Source organism: Dinoroseobacter sp. PD6, assembly GCF_028807315.1.
Classification (GTDB): domain Bacteria; phylum Pseudomonadota; class Alphaproteobacteria; order Rhodobacterales; family Rhodobacteraceae; genus Dinoroseobacter; species Dinoroseobacter shibae.
The window spans coordinates 1-15,434 of sequence record NZ_JARAMN010000005.1 but is presented as its reverse complement, the minus strand read 5'-3'; the positions used below and the strand labels follow the sequence as shown (position 1 = coordinate 15,434).

13 protein-coding genes are annotated in these 15,434 nt (G+C 65.5%); 3 read left to right on the top strand and 10 right to left on the bottom strand.

Annotated elements, in window-relative coordinates; genetic code table 11:
- Nucleotides 1–125 precede the first annotated feature (125 nt).
- The 3 genes from PVW48_RS10200 to mutT all read left to right on the top strand — a co-directional run bounded on the left by PVW48_RS10200 (nt 126) and on the right by mutT (nt 2,664).
- Nucleotides 126–968: a peptidylprolyl isomerase gene (locus PVW48_RS10200; protein ID WP_274581259.1), complete on the top strand. Its 843-nt coding sequence runs from the start codon at nt 126–128 to the stop codon at nt 966–968.
- 77 nt (nt 969–1,045) lie between these two features.
- Nucleotides 1,046–2,269 carry a bifunctional glutamate N-acetyltransferase/amino-acid acetyltransferase ArgJ gene (argJ, locus tag PVW48_RS10195; RefSeq protein ID WP_274581258.1) on the top strand — a complete coding sequence of 408 codons (1,224 nt, stop codon included), beginning with the start codon at nt 1,046–1,048 and terminating at the stop codon, nt 2,267–2,269.
- Nucleotides 2,266–2,664 (top strand): 8-oxo-dGTP diphosphatase MutT, encoded by a 399-nt coding sequence (mutT, locus tag PVW48_RS10190; protein ID WP_274581257.1) that lies wholly within the window; start codon nt 2,266–2,268, stop codon nt 2,662–2,664. Before argJ ends, mutT begins: the two co-directional genes overlap by 4 nt.
- Before the next feature lie 343 nt (nt 2,665–3,007).
- Here mutT and infB read toward each other — a convergent pair whose 3' ends face one another.
- From infB to PVW48_RS10140, 10 genes are all read right to left on the bottom strand, one after another.
- On the bottom strand, nt 3,008–5,506 hold the full coding sequence (infB, locus tag PVW48_RS10185; protein WP_274581256.1) for a translation initiation factor IF-2: 2,499 nt from the start codon (nt 5,504–5,506) through the stop codon (nt 3,008–3,010).
- Nucleotides 5,503–6,141 (bottom strand): RNA-binding protein, encoded by a 639-nt coding sequence (locus PVW48_RS10180; RefSeq protein ID WP_012180218.1) that lies wholly within the window; start codon nt 6,139–6,141, stop codon nt 5,503–5,505. Before PVW48_RS10180 ends, infB begins: the two co-directional genes overlap by 4 nt.
- A gap of 23 nt (nt 6,142–6,164) precedes the next feature.
- Nucleotides 6,165–7,799: a transcription termination factor NusA gene (gene nusA, locus PVW48_RS10175; protein ID WP_012180217.1), complete on the bottom strand. Its 1,635-nt coding sequence runs from the start codon at nt 7,797–7,799 to the stop codon at nt 6,165–6,167.
- Nucleotides 7,800–7,812: 13 nt separating this feature from the next.
- Nucleotides 7,813–8,403 carry a ribosome maturation factor RimP gene (rimP, locus tag PVW48_RS10170; protein WP_274581255.1) on the bottom strand — a complete coding sequence of 197 codons (591 nt, stop codon included), beginning with the start codon at nt 8,401–8,403 and terminating at the stop codon, nt 7,813–7,815.
- 153 nt (nt 8,404–8,556) lie between these two features.
- Complete coding sequence (locus tag PVW48_RS10165) at nt 8,557–10,014, bottom strand: 3'-5' exonuclease (protein WP_274581254.1); 1,458 nt, start codon at nt 10,012–10,014, stop codon at nt 8,557–8,559.
- Between the two features lie 20 nt (nt 10,015–10,034).
- On the bottom strand, nt 10,035–10,550 hold the full coding sequence (locus PVW48_RS10160) for a hypothetical protein (RefSeq protein WP_274581253.1): 516 nt from the start codon (nt 10,548–10,550) through the stop codon (nt 10,035–10,037).
- Between the two features lie 12 nt (nt 10,551–10,562).
- Nucleotides 10,563–12,383 carry a DUF294 nucleotidyltransferase-like domain-containing protein gene (locus tag PVW48_RS10155; RefSeq protein WP_274581252.1) on the bottom strand — a complete coding sequence of 607 codons (1,821 nt, stop codon included), beginning with the start codon at nt 12,381–12,383 and terminating at the stop codon, nt 10,563–10,565.
- 124 nt (nt 12,384–12,507) lie between these two features.
- Entirely contained in the window at nt 12,508–14,304 is a 1,797-nt protein-coding gene (locus PVW48_RS10150) for a sodium:solute symporter family protein (RefSeq protein ID WP_012180212.1), read from the bottom strand.
- A gap of 17 nt (nt 14,305–14,321) precedes the next feature.
- The gene (locus tag PVW48_RS10145) at nt 14,322–14,579 is read right to left on the bottom strand and encodes a DUF4212 domain-containing protein (protein WP_012180211.1); all 258 of its coding nucleotides are present in this window, start codon (nt 14,577–14,579) and stop codon (nt 14,322–14,324) included.
- 119 nt (nt 14,580–14,698) lie between these two features.
- Nucleotides 14,699–15,388, bottom strand: a complete 690-nt coding sequence (locus PVW48_RS10140; RefSeq protein WP_012180210.1) for an adenylate kinase — start codon at nt 15,386–15,388, stop codon at nt 14,699–14,701.
- Nucleotides 15,389–15,434 lie beyond the last annotated feature (46 nt).

The following is a 15,434-nucleotide window of genomic DNA, read 5'->3' as shown; positions in this document are numbered from 1 at the left end:
GAGACGGTGCGGCCAAAGGGCCCCCGGGGACATACCGCATCTAAGGGCCTGCCCGGAAACTGTCAACGTGGCCTTGTGAACAAGGCAAAAACGCTGCCAACGCGCGCGCAACAGGAGACACCCTCGTGAACATCATTCGGAAGCCCCTCGCCAGGCTCGCGCTTGGCCTGACCTTGCTGAGCCCCGTGGCCGTCCAGGCCCAGGATGCCGACACGGTTCTGGCAACCGTCGGCGGCGAGGAAATCACCCTCGGCCACCTGATCGCTGTGGCAAGCAGTCTGCCCACGCAATTCCAGCAACTGGCCGACGATCGGCTGTATTCCGGCCTTCTGGAGCAGATGATCCGCCAGGTGGCCCTGGCGCAGTCCATGGGCGACTCGCTCTCCAAGGAGCTGGAGCTGTCGCTGGAAAGCCAACGCTGGGCCCTGATGGCGAATTCGATCATCGACGGCGCCATCGAGGCCGCCGTGACCGAGGAGAGCGTGCAGGCCTTGTATGACGCGGAATTCGGTAACATCGAGCCGGAGAAAGAATTCAACGCCTCTCACATCCTGGTGGAAACCGAGGAGGAGGCCCAGGCACTGGTGACCGAACTCGAAGGCGGTGCCGATTTCGCGGAACTGGCAAGAGCACGGTCCGTCGGCCCGTCGGGACCCAATGGCGGGGAACTTGGCTGGTTCGGGCCGGGGATGATGGTGGCCCCGTTCGAAATGGCCGTCATCGGGATGGAACCCGGGACCGTATCCGAGCCGGTGGAAACGCAATTCGGCTGGCACGTGATCCGGCTGAATGACATCCGCGACTCTGCCGCCCAACCCCTCGAAGAGGTACGGGGCAGGCTCGAAGAGCGCTTGAGTGAAGAGGCGGCCCAGGAAGTCGTGGACTCGCTGGTCGCGGCAACCGAGATCACCCGGTCCGAGGCGGAGATCGACCCGGCCCTGATCCGCGACACTTCCCTCCTGGACTGAGCCACTCTTTATCGAACGGGCCGGGCCGCGCCCCGGCCCCTCCAGTTGCGCGCACGCCCCTTGCCCGGATCCCGCCCATGGCCAAATACCCGACCTCCCCGCTCGCCCCGGCAGCGTTTCCCGACCTGCCGGTGATTTCCGGCGTCTCTTTCGCCACGGCCGAGGCCGGTGTGCGCTATACCGGGCGCCGCGACGTGATGCTGGCGCTATGTGCCCCCGGCAGTGTGCTCGCCGGGGTGTTCACCCGCTCCGCCACCCGCTCGGCCAATGTGCGCGACTGCCAGGCCAAGATCGGCGATGACGGACCGGAGGGCGCGGCGCTCGTCGTGAATTCGGGCAACTCCAACGCCTTCACCGGCAAGGCAGGCGACGAGTCCGTCGCCGCGATCAGCGACGCGGTGGCCGGGGTGCTGGGCCTGCCCGCGGCGCGGGTCTTCACCTCCTCCACCGGGGTGATCGGCGAGCGTTTGCCCCATGACCGCATCACCGCCAAGCTGGCCGACCTGGCCGCCGCCCTCGACCCCGCGGGCATCGCCGAGGCTGCCGAGGCGATCATGACCACCGACACCTTCCCCAAGGGCGCCGGGTCCGAGATCGAGATCGACGGCAAACCGGTGCGGATCGCGGGCATCGCCAAGGGGTCCGGCATGATCGCGCCGGACATGGCCACCATGCTGGTCTACATCTTCACCGACGCCGCGATCCCGCGCGCCGACCTGCAGGCTTTGCTGTCGCGGCTGACGGACCGGACCTTCAACTGCATCACCGTGGACAGCGACACCTCCACCTCCGACACGCTGCTGCTCGCGGCGACGGGCGCCTCGGGGGTCGATGTGACCGGATCCACCGCCTTCGAGGCCGCCCTGCATGGCGTTATGCTGGACCTCGCCCACCAGGTCGTGCGCGACGGCGAAGGGGCCACGAAGTTCGTGACCGTCCGCGTGACCGGCGCCCGCACCGAAACGGATGCCCGCACCCATGCCCTGTCCATCGCCAATTCGCCGCTGGTCAAGACCGCCATCGCGGGGGAAGACCCGAATTGGGGCCGGGTGGTCATGGCCGTGGGCAAGTCCGGCGCCGAAGCCGACCGCGACCGGCTGACCATCCGGTTCGGCGACATCCTCGTGGCCGAGAATGGCTGGGTCGCGCCCAGCTATACCGAGGCCGCCGGTGCCGCCTACATGCAGCGCGAAGAGATCGAGGTTGCGGTCGATCTGGGCCTCGGAACCGGGGCGGCGACCGTCTGGACCTGCGACCTGACCAAGCGCTACATCGAGATCAACGCGGACTACCGCTCGTGAAGGTGGTTCTCGTCTCGGCGGTGGCCCTGATTGATGCCGATGGCCGGGTTTTGCTGGCCCAGCGGCCCGAAGGTAAATCCATGGCCGGGCTCTGGGAATTTCCCGGTGGCAAGGTCGAACCGGGCGAAACGCCCGAAAACTGCTTGATTCGAGAGTTGCGCGAAGAGCTCGGGATCGAGACCTGGAACAGTTGCCTGGCCCCGCTGACCTTCGCGTCGCACAGCTATGCCGACTTCCACCTGCTGATGCCGCTCTTTGCCTGCCGGAAATGGGAGGGTATCCCGAAACCTGTTGAAAATCAGGTCCTTAAATGGGTCGCGCCGAACAAGCTCCGGGAGTATCCGATGCCGCCCGCGGATATCCCGCTGATCCCGATCCTGCGCGATTGGCTATAGGCATCTTTCCAAAGTGCACAGGATGTAACCTTCTGCCGCAACTTTCGTAATAGATAAGTGGCAGTTTTTAGATGAATTCAATGAATACGAATGCTATGTTTAAGGTGTACCACACTGGAGACACACATGCTTCGTACCATCACTCTCGGAAGCTGCGTTTCCATTCAGGGCCTTTTTGTGAAGGCTCTGGATAACGGTCGGATCGTTGTGCGCGTCGGAACGCGCACCTTCGAAGGTTTGCCGATCGGACGCGCAGCATAGAAGTTTCGCGAATTCTCACGCCAAAAAAAGGGGTGGCCGATCTGGCCACCCCTTTTTCGTTTTCCTGACTGGAACCCGCAGGTCACTCCAGGTTGCGTTCGACCTCTTCGCGTTCGAAGATCTCGATGACATCGCCGGGGCGAATGTCGTCGTAGTTCTCGAACGCCATGCCGCATTCCTGGCCGGACTGCACTTCCTTGACCTCGTCCTTGAAGCGCTTCAGCGTCTTCAGCGTGCCTTCGTGGATCACCACGTTGTCCCGCAGCAGACGCACCCCGGCAGAGCGGCGCGCAATACCGTCGGTGACGAGACAGCCCGCGACCTTGCCGACGCCCGAGACCTTGAAGACCTCCCGGATCTCGGCATAGCCGATGAAGTTCTCGCGCACCTCCGCAGACAGAAGACCGCTGGCCGCCGCCTTCACGTCATCCACCAGGTCGTAGATGATCGAGTAGTACCGGATCTCCACGCCCTTCTGCTGGGCAGCGTTTCGCGCAGGCGCATTGGCCCGGACATTGAACCCGAATACCGGCGCGCCGGAGGCTTCGGCGAGGCCGATATCGCTCTCGGTGATCGCCCCGACCCCGGAATGGAGCACCCGTACCCGCACCTCGTCATTGCCGATCTTTTCCATCGTCTGGACGATGGCCTCGGCAGAGCCCTGCACGTCGGCTTTCACAACGATCGGCAGTTCGGCGACAGTCTCGTCGGACTTGGCCTTCGCCATGAGCTGTTCGAGGGTCGTGGCCGCCCCGGCCGCGGCGCGCTTCTCTTTCGCGGCGCTCTCGCGGTACTCGGCGATCTCCCGGGCCTGGGCCTCGGTTTCGACCACGTTCAGAACGTCGCCCGCCTCGGGCGTACCGTTCAGACCCAGCACTTCGACCGGCACCGACGGTCCGGCTTCGTCGACCCGCTCGCCCTGATCGTTGATCAGCGCGCGGACCTTGCCCCACTGCTCGCCCACGACGAAGATGTCGCCGCGGCGCAGGGTACCCTTCTGGACGAGCACGGTCGCAACCGGACCCCGGCCCACGTCGAGCTGCGCCTCGATCACGGCACCCTCGGCGGCCCGGTCGGGGTTCGCCTTGAGTTCCAGGATCTCCGCCTGCAGCGCGATGGATTCCAGCAGCTGGTCGAGGCCCGTGCCATTGATCGCCGAAACCTCGACATCCTGCACGTCGCCCGACAGCTTCTCCACGATCACCTCGTGTTGCAGCAGGTCGGTCCGCACCTTGTCCGGGTTGGCCTCGGGACGGTCGATCTTGTTGATCGCCACGATCATAGGGACCTTCGCGGCCTTGGCGTGATTGATCGCCTCGATGGTCTGGGGCATCACGGCATCATCGGCCGCCACCACCAGAACAACGATATCGGTGACCTGCGCGCCGCGCGCCCGCATCGACGTGAAGGCCGCGTGGCCCGGCGTGTCGAGGAAGCTCAGCTTGGTGCCGTCATCGGTCGTGACCTGATAGGCCCCGATATGCTGGGTGATCCCACCGGCTTCGCCCGCCACGACCTTGGCGTTGCGGATTGCATCCAGAAGCGAGGTCTTGCCGTGGTCGACATGGCCCATCACGGTGATGACCGGCGGACGCGGCTGCATGTCGGCCGGGTCGTCCTCGACCGTCGCGATCACGTCTTCCACATCGGCGTCCGAAACCCGGACGACCTTGTGGCCGAATTCCTCGATGATCAACTCGGCGGTGTCGGCGTCGATGGACTGGTTCTGCGTGACCATCATGCCCATCTTCATCAGCGCCTTGACCACGTCGGCCACACGTTCGGCCATCCGGTTGGCAAGTTCCTGCACCACGATGGTTTCCGGCAACTGCACGTCGCGGACGATCTTCTCGCGCTCCTGGCTGCCGCCCATCGCTTTGCGGCGTTCGCGTTCCTGCTTGCGCTTCATCGCGGCCATGGACTTCTGACGCCCGCCATCGCCCGAAAGCGCCTGGTTCAGGGTCAGCTTGCCGGACCGGCGGCGATCGTCGCCCTTGCCCTTCTGTTCCTTGCGGGGCTGGGCGCGGTCGGCGGTGCGCTCCTTTCGCGGTCCGGAGCCGGTCTTGCCGGCACCACGGGCCTCGGCGGCCTGGGCGGCCGCGGGATCCATGGTCGCGGGATCGTCGGCCTTGCTGCGCGCCGCGGCGGGCTTGGAGGACGCGTCGGCCTCCGCCTTCTTGCGGGCCTCTTCTTCTTCCTCGGCCTTCTGGCGGGCGCGCTCTTCGCGCTCCTGCTCTTCGCGTTCCTTCGCCTCGATCTCGGCCCGACGGCGCGCGCGCTCTTCTTCGCGGGCCTTTTCCTCGGCCGCGCGGCGCTCCGCCTCTTCGGATTCGTTGGCTTTCGCAGCCCGGAGGGCGCGCAGGCGGCGCTCCATCTCGGCATCGGTCGCATTGCCGGGTTTCTTGGGATCAGACCCGCGACCACCCGAGGCGGACGCACCCGGCTTCGGCACCAGAACGCGCTTGCGCTTGGTTTCCACCACGACGTTCTTGGTCCGGCCGTGGCTGAAGCTCTGCTTCACCTGACCCGTCCGAGACCCGCCACGGAGTCCGAGTGTTTTCTTGCCGTCTGTATCACTCATACGTCTGTCGTATCCTTTCCGGCGGCGGATCCGCCGTCATCGTTTTCGCGGACGCCTGAGAGCCGCGTGGCTTCCTCTACAACACGCGTTGTGAGTCCACCAGTCGTTAAGGCGCCATGTATCACACTATCGCGGCCAAATGCCAAACCCAATTCCCGGGCGGTCAGCCATCCGATGTAGCTTGCCGGGCCGTCGGGCGGCCGCAGCTTCGTTTTTCCCCGTTCGGACCCGTCGGAGGCCTGCAAAAGCACCACCGCCTCGCCCAGATCGAGGCTGCCGCGGACCTTCTCGAACCCGCAGATCGCCTGCCCCGCCTTGCGTGCCAGCGCCAGGGTCGCCTGCACCCGCGCGCGCAGGCCCCGCTCCACCTGATCGACCAGGTCGGCCGGGGTCTTGACCGGGGCCTTGGCCGCGCGCGGAAACAGGTTCCGGGACACCGCACGCTCCAACGCGGCGCGATCGGCCTTCACCCAGATCCCGCGCCCGGGCAGCTTGCCCGCCAGGTCCGGCACCACCGTGCCGTCCGGGCCGATGACGAACCGGATCAGCGCGGCCTTCGGCAGCACCTCGCCCGTGGCGATGCACTTGCGCTCCGGTCCGGCGCTGCGATCCTTCTGGCGGCCTCCGCGGGTCATGGCCCAGCCCTGCGACCGCAGGCTCAGACCTGCGGCGCCCCCTCTTCGGTCTCGGCTTCACCTTCGGCCTCGGGATCGGCGTCTTCCTCGATCTCCAGGTCCTCGGGGTTGACCCAGCCGAGCTGCACGCGTGCCGTCATCACCAGAAGCTGCGCCTCTTCGAGGGACACGTCGAACTTCTCCAGCACGCCCTCGTCCTTCACGCGCTCGCCATCGACCGTGGTCCAGCCGCCGGCCAGCTCCCAGTCGGCACAGGTCGCGAAGTCTTCGAGCGTCTTGACCCCGTCCGCGGCGAGGGCTTCCAGCATTTGGGGCGTCAGGCCCTCGAATTCAACCAGGCTGTCCTCGACGCCCATCTCGCGCGCCCGCTCCAGGGCCTTCTTGGCCTGCTCTTCCAGGAACTCGCGGGCCCGGGTCTGCAGCTCCTCGGCGGTGTCCTCGTCGAACCCGTCGATCACCAGCAGCTCTTCCTGCTCGACATAGGCCACCTCTTCGAGGTTGGTGAACCCTTCGGAGACCAGCAGCTGCGCCAGCACCTCGTCCACGTCCAGCGCCTCGACGAACATGTTGGTGCGCTCCGCGAACTCGGCCTGACGACGCTCCGATTCCTGCGCCTCGGTCATGATGTCGATGTCCAGCCCGGTCAGCTGGCTGGCCAGACGCACGTTCTGCCCGCGCCGCCCGATGGCGAGGCTGAGCTGCTCGTCCGGGACCACGACCTCGATCCGCTCCGCATCCTCGTCCAGGACCACCTTGCTCACCTCGGCGGGCTGCAATGCGTTCACCAGGAAGGTCGGCTGGTCCTCGTTCCACGGGATGATGTCGATCTTCTCGCCCTGCAGCTCGTTGACCACCGCCTGCACGCGGGAGCCGCGCATACCGACGCAGGCGCCCACCGGGTCGATGGACCCGTCATAGGAGATCACGGCGATCTTCGCGCGGCTGCCCGGGTCCCGGGCCACGGCCTTGATCTCGATGATGCCGTCATAGATTTCCGGCACTTCCATCTTGAACAGCTCGGCCATGAATTCCGGCGCGGTGCGGCTGAGGAAGATCTGCGGCCCGCGCACTTCGCGGCGCACATCCTTGATGTAGCAGCGGATGCGGTCATTGGGCCGGTAGCTCTCGCGCCCGATCTTCTCGTTGCGGCGCAGCACGCCCTCGCCCCGGCCGATGTCGACGATGACATTGCCGTATTCCTCGCGCTTGACGACCCCGTTGATGATCGTGCCCGCGCGGTCCTTGAACTCCTCGTACTGGCGGTCGCGTTCGGCCTCGCGGACCTTCTGCAGGATCACCTGCTTGGCCGACTGGGCGGCGATCCGGCCCATCTCCACCGGCGGCACCTGGTCGACGATGGTGTCACCGACCTTGGGATCGTCGAGATAGGGCTTGGCCTGCTCCACGGTCAGCTCGGCCTGGTAATTCTCCAGCTCCTCGTCCTCGACCACGGTGCGCACGCGGGTGAAGGTCGCCACGCCGGTCTTGCGGTCGATCGACACACGGATGTCCATCTCCGAGCCGTAGCGCGACTTGGCGGCACGGGCGAGGCTCTCTTCCATGGCCTCGATCACGAGGCCCGGGTCGATCATCTTCTCGCGCGCCACCGCCTCGGCGGTCTGCAACAGCTCCAACTGGTTGGCAGAGGTGATTGCCATCTGTGTCTCTCCCTTACGCGGTATTCGCGGGTGGTTCATCATCGCCGTCGATGATGGTCTGGATTTCGTCGAACTGGGCTTCGTCCACCTGGCCCGCATCCTTGCGGCCTTTCAGGACATCCCGGATCAGGTCGTCGGTCAGCACGAGCTTGGCGTCGCTGAGCCACTCGAATTTCAGCCCGATGGTGCCTTCCTCGATCTCGATCAGCACCTCGTCGCCCTCGGTCCCGGCCAGCGTGCCCTTGAACCGGCGGCGGCCCTCGATCAACTCGGTGGTCTCGATCTTCGCTTCGTAGCCGACCCAGGTGTCGAAATCCTTGAGCCGGGTCAGGGGCCGGTCGATGCCGGGGGAGGAGACTTCGAGCGTGTAGTTGTCCTCGATCGGGTCCTCGACATCGAGCGTGGCCGACACCTCGGTCGAGATCCGCGCGCAATCGTCCACCTCGATCCCGCCCTCGGGCTTCTCGGCCATGATCTGCAGGGTCGGGGATTTGCCGCTCATCACCCGCAGCCGCACCAGTTCATAGCCCAGATCCTCGATCACCGGGGTGACGAGGGCGGCGATACGCTGGTCGAGGGTGGTTTTCGCGATCAGGTCGGACAAGAGGGGTCTCCACTCCCGGCATTCGGGAATAAAAAAACGGGCCGTGCGGCCCGTCGAATGTGTCGGTGGAGGCTTCGGTTTGGACCCGCAGCCGCCGCTGTTGAGGCTCATATACGCCCGAATCCCCGGCGCGACAACCCCTCCCGCACACGCTCAGGCGTTGAGGTCCTCCAGAAGCCGTGCGTGCTTCTTGGTCTGGGCCAGAAGGTCGCCGAAGGTCTCGATCCCCTTGGCCTGCAACATCGGGAGCAGCTTGAGGAACACCTCCGTCGTGGCCAGGGCATCGCCGAGTGCGGTGTGCCGCGCCTCTTCGGGGATGGTCACGTTCAGCCGCTCGGCCAGCGCGTCCAGCGAATGCTGCTCGGTCTGACCGTAGATCACCGCCGACAACAGCACCGTGTCCAGCACCGGATGATCGAACCGCGCCCCGATCTCGGCCTGCTTGCGATAGAAGAACGCCATGTCGAAGGGCGCGTTATGGGCGATCAGCACCGCGCCATCGGCAAAGCCGTGAAACGCCCGGCCCGCGGTCAGGAAATCCGGCGCATCCGCGACCATGGCATCGGTGATCCCGTGGATATTCGTCGCCGACAGCGGGATCGGCCGCCCCGGATTGACCAGGGTGTCGAACATCTCGGTCTTGACCATCTTGCCGTTCACCACCCTGCAAGCTGCAATCTGGCAGACCTCGTCGCCGCGCTCGGGCAGCAGCCCCGTGGTCTCGGTGTCGAAGATCACGTATTTCAGATCGCCGAGCTTGCAGTCCATCACGTCCTGGGACGGGCGCGCATGGAGCAGGTCGAAATCGAAGGCGGTCTCCCGCGGCATCAGGATCGGCGTGGCGCAGGCCGTATCGACCATCGGCGCCTCGCGCAGGGTCAGGATATAGCCCGGCTGCAGCGCACTGTCGGGCAGCGGCTCCACCAGCCGCATCCCCACGCCGAGCCGCAGCTTGCCCTCATTCACCTCCAGCCGCATGTCCGCGCAGCTTTCGCGCGGCTGGGCCAGCAGTTGCGCATAGGCCGCCTCCACCGGCGCGGCATCCAGCACCGAGGCCAGGCACCGGTCGAGCCCGATACCCCCGAGCGGCCGCAACAGGTCCCGCGCCCGACCGTTATAGAACACCACCTGGTGCTGGGCATTGCACAGCACAACGCCCGTGGGCAGATCGTTCAGCACCGCTTCGAGATGGTTCTTCTCCGCCGCCAGAAGCGTGGTCTCGCGCATCACCGCCTGGGCCAGGCTGTTTTTCATGTCACTCAGGTTCGCCGTGACCGCCGCCGCCGCGGGGGCGAGGTCGCCGAGGTATTTTGCCTTGTTCTGATCCAGGTCGCGCTCGATATCCGCATGGGCCCGGGCGCGCATGTCCGTGGCCAGGGACTCCAGGGCCTTGGCGACGTTTTCATCGAACAGCATCCAGACCCAGGTCACCAAGGCCAGGATCGCGAACCCCGCCACCGCCCCGCTGGTCACGAAGGCCGAGAGCGCCGCGGCATCGCCCAGCTGCCGGTACCCCAGCACCAGCGCACCGGACACCGCCAGAAGCCCACCCGCCGCCAGAAACGCGAAAAACAAAAAGACACGCAGCCGTAAACTCAGAGTTCCCAACATCGCACTCCCCCTTTCGTGCCTCAGGTGCAGACAGCCTCCAGCAAGGGGTCATCCGCCTCCACAGAGACCCAATCGGCGTTCAGAACCGCACCCGTATCATCGAATTCCGTACCATCGGCCAGTTTCGCGCGCCTTGACCCACCGCAATCGACCACGACCGGGATCTCGGCACCCGGCGCCCAGCGCCCCATGAAGAGCATCGGCACGAGAATCTGGTCCGGCAGTTTCTCGTTGCGCAGGACGCGTGCCAGATCGACCGCCGCGAACTTGTCCACGAAAGGCGCGGCATAGGTCCAGGGCCGGTAGAGCGCCTGGGACTCGTTTGTCGACACGATCAGGACCCCCTCTGGCAGTTGCGCCTTGGTCCGGGGATACCAGCTGTATTCGCTCCAGATCGTGAACCCGATCATCGCGGCCCCGGCCGCAAGCGGCACGAAGGCCCGCGACAGGCGCCGCCCGGTCAACAGGTTCGCCAGCAGGACCAGACCCGCGGCAAGAAATCCGATGGCGAAGGTGGCGATCAATTCCAGAAACATCTGCGCGCGTCCTCAGGCCAGGCCACCGCGACCGGACCCGGCGGCGGATTGCATTGTGCGGATGACCACGAAGGCGTCCCGCAGGTGGCTGCGTTCGAAATCCGACAGGGTGGTCGGCGACATGAAGTTGTCCGGCGCCTCCCCGGCGCGCACCTGTCGCGCCTGGTGTTGCAGCCGGGTTTCCGCGATCAGGTCATAGGCATCCAGCAGGTCCGCCGCCCCGGAGGAGGAAATCACCTTCTCGTCGCGGGCGGCAAGCAACCGCGCCCGGGTGTTGACGGCCGTCAGCCTCCCGCGCAGCGCGTAGATCCGGCCGAGATCGACCACGGGCACCACCCCGTTATGCTTGAGGTCCAGCGCATTCTTGTGCTCGCCCGAACGGATCGTGGCGAAACCCCGGAACATGCCCAGGGGCGGCGTATGCTTGAGCGAGTTGGCGATCATGTGGGTGACGAAGATGCTGTTGGCCGAGGCGGCCGCGAGGGTTTCGTCCTGCAGGTTGGCGAACAGGCTGTCCTCCCCGCCGATGGGCCGCAGGTCGAACATCACCGAGGCGAGCATCTGCGCCTCGGTGTCGGGCTGGGCGATCCAGCCCTGGAAATACTGCTTCCAGACCCGCAGCGGCTGGCGCCAGCGATCCGCCGTGGCCATCATGTCGCCGGGGCAATACACGTATCCCGCCGCGTTCAGCCCGTCGCAGACGAAGCTGGCAAGCGCCTTGAAATAGCCGTCCATCTCGGGCGTCATCGCGTCATCGAGGATCAGGCAGTTGTCCTGGTCGGACACGCCCGTCTGCTCCTGCCGGCCCTGGCTGCCGCAGGCCAGCCACAGATAGGGCACCGGCGGCGGGCCGAGCTTTTCCTCGGCCAGCGCCAGGAGGCGTCGGGTAGCGGCATCCGCGATGTCGGTGATCAGGCGCGTGACCACCTCGTGCGGGTTGCCCGCACCCACCAGCTGCGCCAGCAGCTCCGGCAGGCGCTTGGTCACCGCCGCGATGCCCGCAGGCGTGTCGGCATAGACGATGTCATGGACCAGCTGCGCCGAGGACAGCGCCTGGAACCGGATCAGGTCGGTCTGGGTGACGATCCCCACCAGCGTGCCCTTGTCGGTGATCGGCAGATGCCCGATCCGCCGCTCCAGCATGGTATGCAGCACATCCGAGCCCAGGGCATCGGGCGGCAGGGAGATGATCTTGCGCGCCATCATCACCTCCGAGACCGGCGCATCGTTCGCCAGCCCTTCGGAGACGACGCGCGCCATGTCGCGCACGGTGACGATACCGACCAGCCGCCCGCCTTCGAGCACGGCCAGCGACGACACCTTCTTGGCATGCATCAGATGGGCGGCGCGCTGGATCGTGGCGTCGGCGGTGATGCCCAGCACCTGCCGGGTCATCAGCTCGGAAATCCGCGCCGTGGCGAGATCGGTCTTGCGGGTCTCGGCCCCGCGGGACCGGTTGAAAAACTTGGCAATGGCCGGGTGTACGTCGACCAGCTCGTGAAACACCTCCGCCGGCACGAGCAGCATGTCGGTATCGCTGGCCGCCCGGGCATTGGTCACCGCAACCCCGTCGCGGGCCAGACCGCGTTCGCCGAAACTGTTGCGGCTGCCCAGTTGCGAGATCTGCGCGCCGGTCTCGTCGGTGATCTCGACCTCGCCCGACACGATCACATAGACCCCACGACACGGCTCCCCGAGGGTATAGATCTTCTCGCCCGCGGCCTGTGTGACGACCTGCACCTGCCCGGCCAGGATGGCAAGCTCCGCATCGGTCAGGCTGTCATAGGGGTGCACATGGGCCAGAAAGCTCTGGATCTTCGTCAGGTCCTGCAAAATCGCTCACCATTCATCTGGAAGGGGGCCTTTCGGACGACCACGCCCCGGCCTTGGAAAGGTCGGGACGCGGCAATGTTCAGGATGGGGACGGGGCAGGCAAGGCCCGCTCCGTCCGGACAGATCAGTGATCGACGGCCGCGCCGGCACCCCTGGGGATGCGCACGCTTTCGACGAGATCCTGGATCTCCTGCGGCGGCTCTTCGGTGGCACGGCTCACCAGGATCGCCACGGCGAAGTTCAGCAGCGCCCCGATCGGCCCGAAATGGGTCGGCGGGATCCCGAACAGGTAGTTGGACGCCGTCGGCTCGAGGAAGTTGGTCCCCGGGACGAAGAAGATGCCCAGATACGTGAACAGGTAGGCACAGGTGCTGATCAGACCCACAAGCATGCCCCAGGTCGCACCGCTTGCGTTGATGCGCTTGGAGAAGATGCCCATCATCAGCGCCGGGAACAGCGTCGCCGCGGCCAGACCGAAGGCCAGCGCCACCACCTGGGCCGCAAAGCCCGGCGGATTGAGCCCCAGATAGGTCGCCACCACGATCGCACCGGCCATCGAGATCCGGGCCGCGAGCAGCTCGCCCTTCTCCGAGATGGACGGGTTGAACACGGTCTTGATCAGGTCGTGGCTGATCGCCGACGAGATGGCGAGCAGCAGGCCCGCCGCCGTCGACAGGGCGGCCGCGATACCGCCCGCCGCGATCAGGGCAATGACCCAGCCCGGCAGGTTGGCGATCTCCGGGTTGGCCAGAACCAGGATGTCCCGGTTGAAGTTGGTCAACTCGTTACCCTGCCAGCCAGCCGCCTCGGCGCGTTCCGTCATCGACGGGTTGGCGTCGTTGTAGTACTGGATCCGGCCGTCGCCGTTCTTGTCTTCCCAACCCAGAAGACCGGTCTGCTGCCAGGTGTTCATCCAGGCATATTCCGGATCGTTCTGGATCATCTCGATGGTCACGGCTTCGCCCTGCGTGCCTTCCGGCCACATCAGGTCGGTGATGTTCAGCCGCGCCATCGCACCCACCGCAGGCGCCGTCAGATACAGCAGAGCGATGAAGACGAGGGTCCAACCGGCCGAGATGCGGGCATCCGCCACGCGCGGCACGGTGAAGAAGCGGATGATCACGTGCGGCAGACCCGCGGTCCCGATCATCAGCGACAGGGTGAACAGCGCCATCAGGAAGGGCGAGCTGCCCGTGGTGTAGGCGTTGAAGCCGAGATCCGTCAGCAGGCCGTCCAGGGTGACCAGAAGCGGCTCGCCCGCCCCGACCTGGCCCGGCGCCATGTTCGAGAACAGACCGAGCCCCGGGATCGGGTTGCCGGTCAGCTGCAGCGAGATGAAGATCGCCGGGATCGTGTAGGCGATGATCAGAACGACATATTGCGCCACCTGGGTGTAGGTGATGCCCTTCATGCCGCCGAGAACCGCGTAGACGAACACCACGCAGGACGCGGTGACCAGGCCCGTCGTGCTGCTCACTTCGAGAAAGCGCGAGAAGGCCACGCCTGCGCCGGTCATCTGGCCGATCACGTAGGTGGTCGAGATGACGATCAGGCAGATCACGCCGACGACGCGTGCCTTGGTCGAGTAGAACCGGTCCCCGATGAATTCCGGCACGGTGAACTTGCCGAACTTGCGCAGGTAAGGCGCCAGCAGCAGCGCCATCAGCACGTACCCGCCGGTCCAACCCATCAGGAAGCTGGAATTGGAATAGCCCACGAAGGCGATCAGGCCCGCCATGGAGATGAAGGATGCCGCGGACATCCAGTCCGCCGCCGTGGCCATGCCGTTGACCACCGGGTTGACACCGCGTCCGGCGGCATAGAACTCCGAGGTCGATCCGGCGCGCGCCCAGATCGCGATACCGAAGTAGAGCGCGAACGACAGCCCCACGACGATAATGTTGAGTGTTGTCTGATCCATGTGTCCCTAAGCCTTTGTTATTCTTCGACGCCGAATTCTTTGTCGAGCTTGTTCATGCGCCATGCGTAGAAGAAGATCAGCGCGAGAAAGACGAGGATGGACCCCTGCTGTGCGAACCAGAAGCCCAGGTCGGTGCCCCCGATCGGGATGCCCGACAGAAGCGGCCGCAGAAGAATGGCGAAGCCATAGGACGCGACTGCCCATATGACGAGGCACCATGTGATGATGCGGATATTGGCTGCCCAATACGCGTTAGTTGAAGAATTATCCGCCATTGCGGTCACTCCCTTTTTCTAGATGCAAATCGCGTCTCTGCGGACCTGGGTCCCACGTCGCGCTATTGCGGTTGCTCCGTACTCCGGCGCCCCCTCTCCCAAGGGAGCGCCGATCCTCCTCAGGATGTCGCGGACCCGACAATTCCTGCCAGTTGCTCTGCGACTATCCCAATCTCTCCCATCGCGTCCACTTTCCTCAGCACGCCTTGTGCCTCGTAGTATCCGATCAGGGGGGCCGTCTGCACGTGATAGGCCTTGAGCCGCTCGCGCACCGTGTCGGCATTGTCGTCAGCCCGACGTGTCATATCCGTGCTGCCACACTTATCGCAAGTCCCTGATTTTGCGGGGACCTTGAAAGTATCATGGTAACCTTCGCCGCAGCCACCACAGGTGAAGCGGCCGGAGATCCGGCCGACCATTGCCTCGTCGTCGACGACGAGCGCAATTGCCGCATCGATGCCCTGGCCCGCGTCGGACAGCAGCGCATCGAGCGCCTCTGCCTGGGCCGTGGTGCGCGGGAACCCGTCGAGGATCACACCGGCCTTCACGTCCCCCTCGGCCAGCCGATCCTTCAGGATCGCCAGAACGATCTCGTCGGACACCAGCGCCCCGGCTTCCATTACCGCCTTGGCTTCGCGCCCGGCCTCGGTGCCGGCCGCCACGGCTGCCCGCAACAGATCACCGGTGCTGAGCTGGATCAGGCCGAACTTCTCTTCGAGCATTCGCGCCTGGGTACCCTTGCCGGCACCCGGCGGGCCCAGCAGGATCACGTTCACCGGCTTGGTCTGTGTCAGTGTCGCGCCATCCATGCCCCTCATCCTTTCTTGTTCATTCTGTTTTCGATGAGGTCTTCGA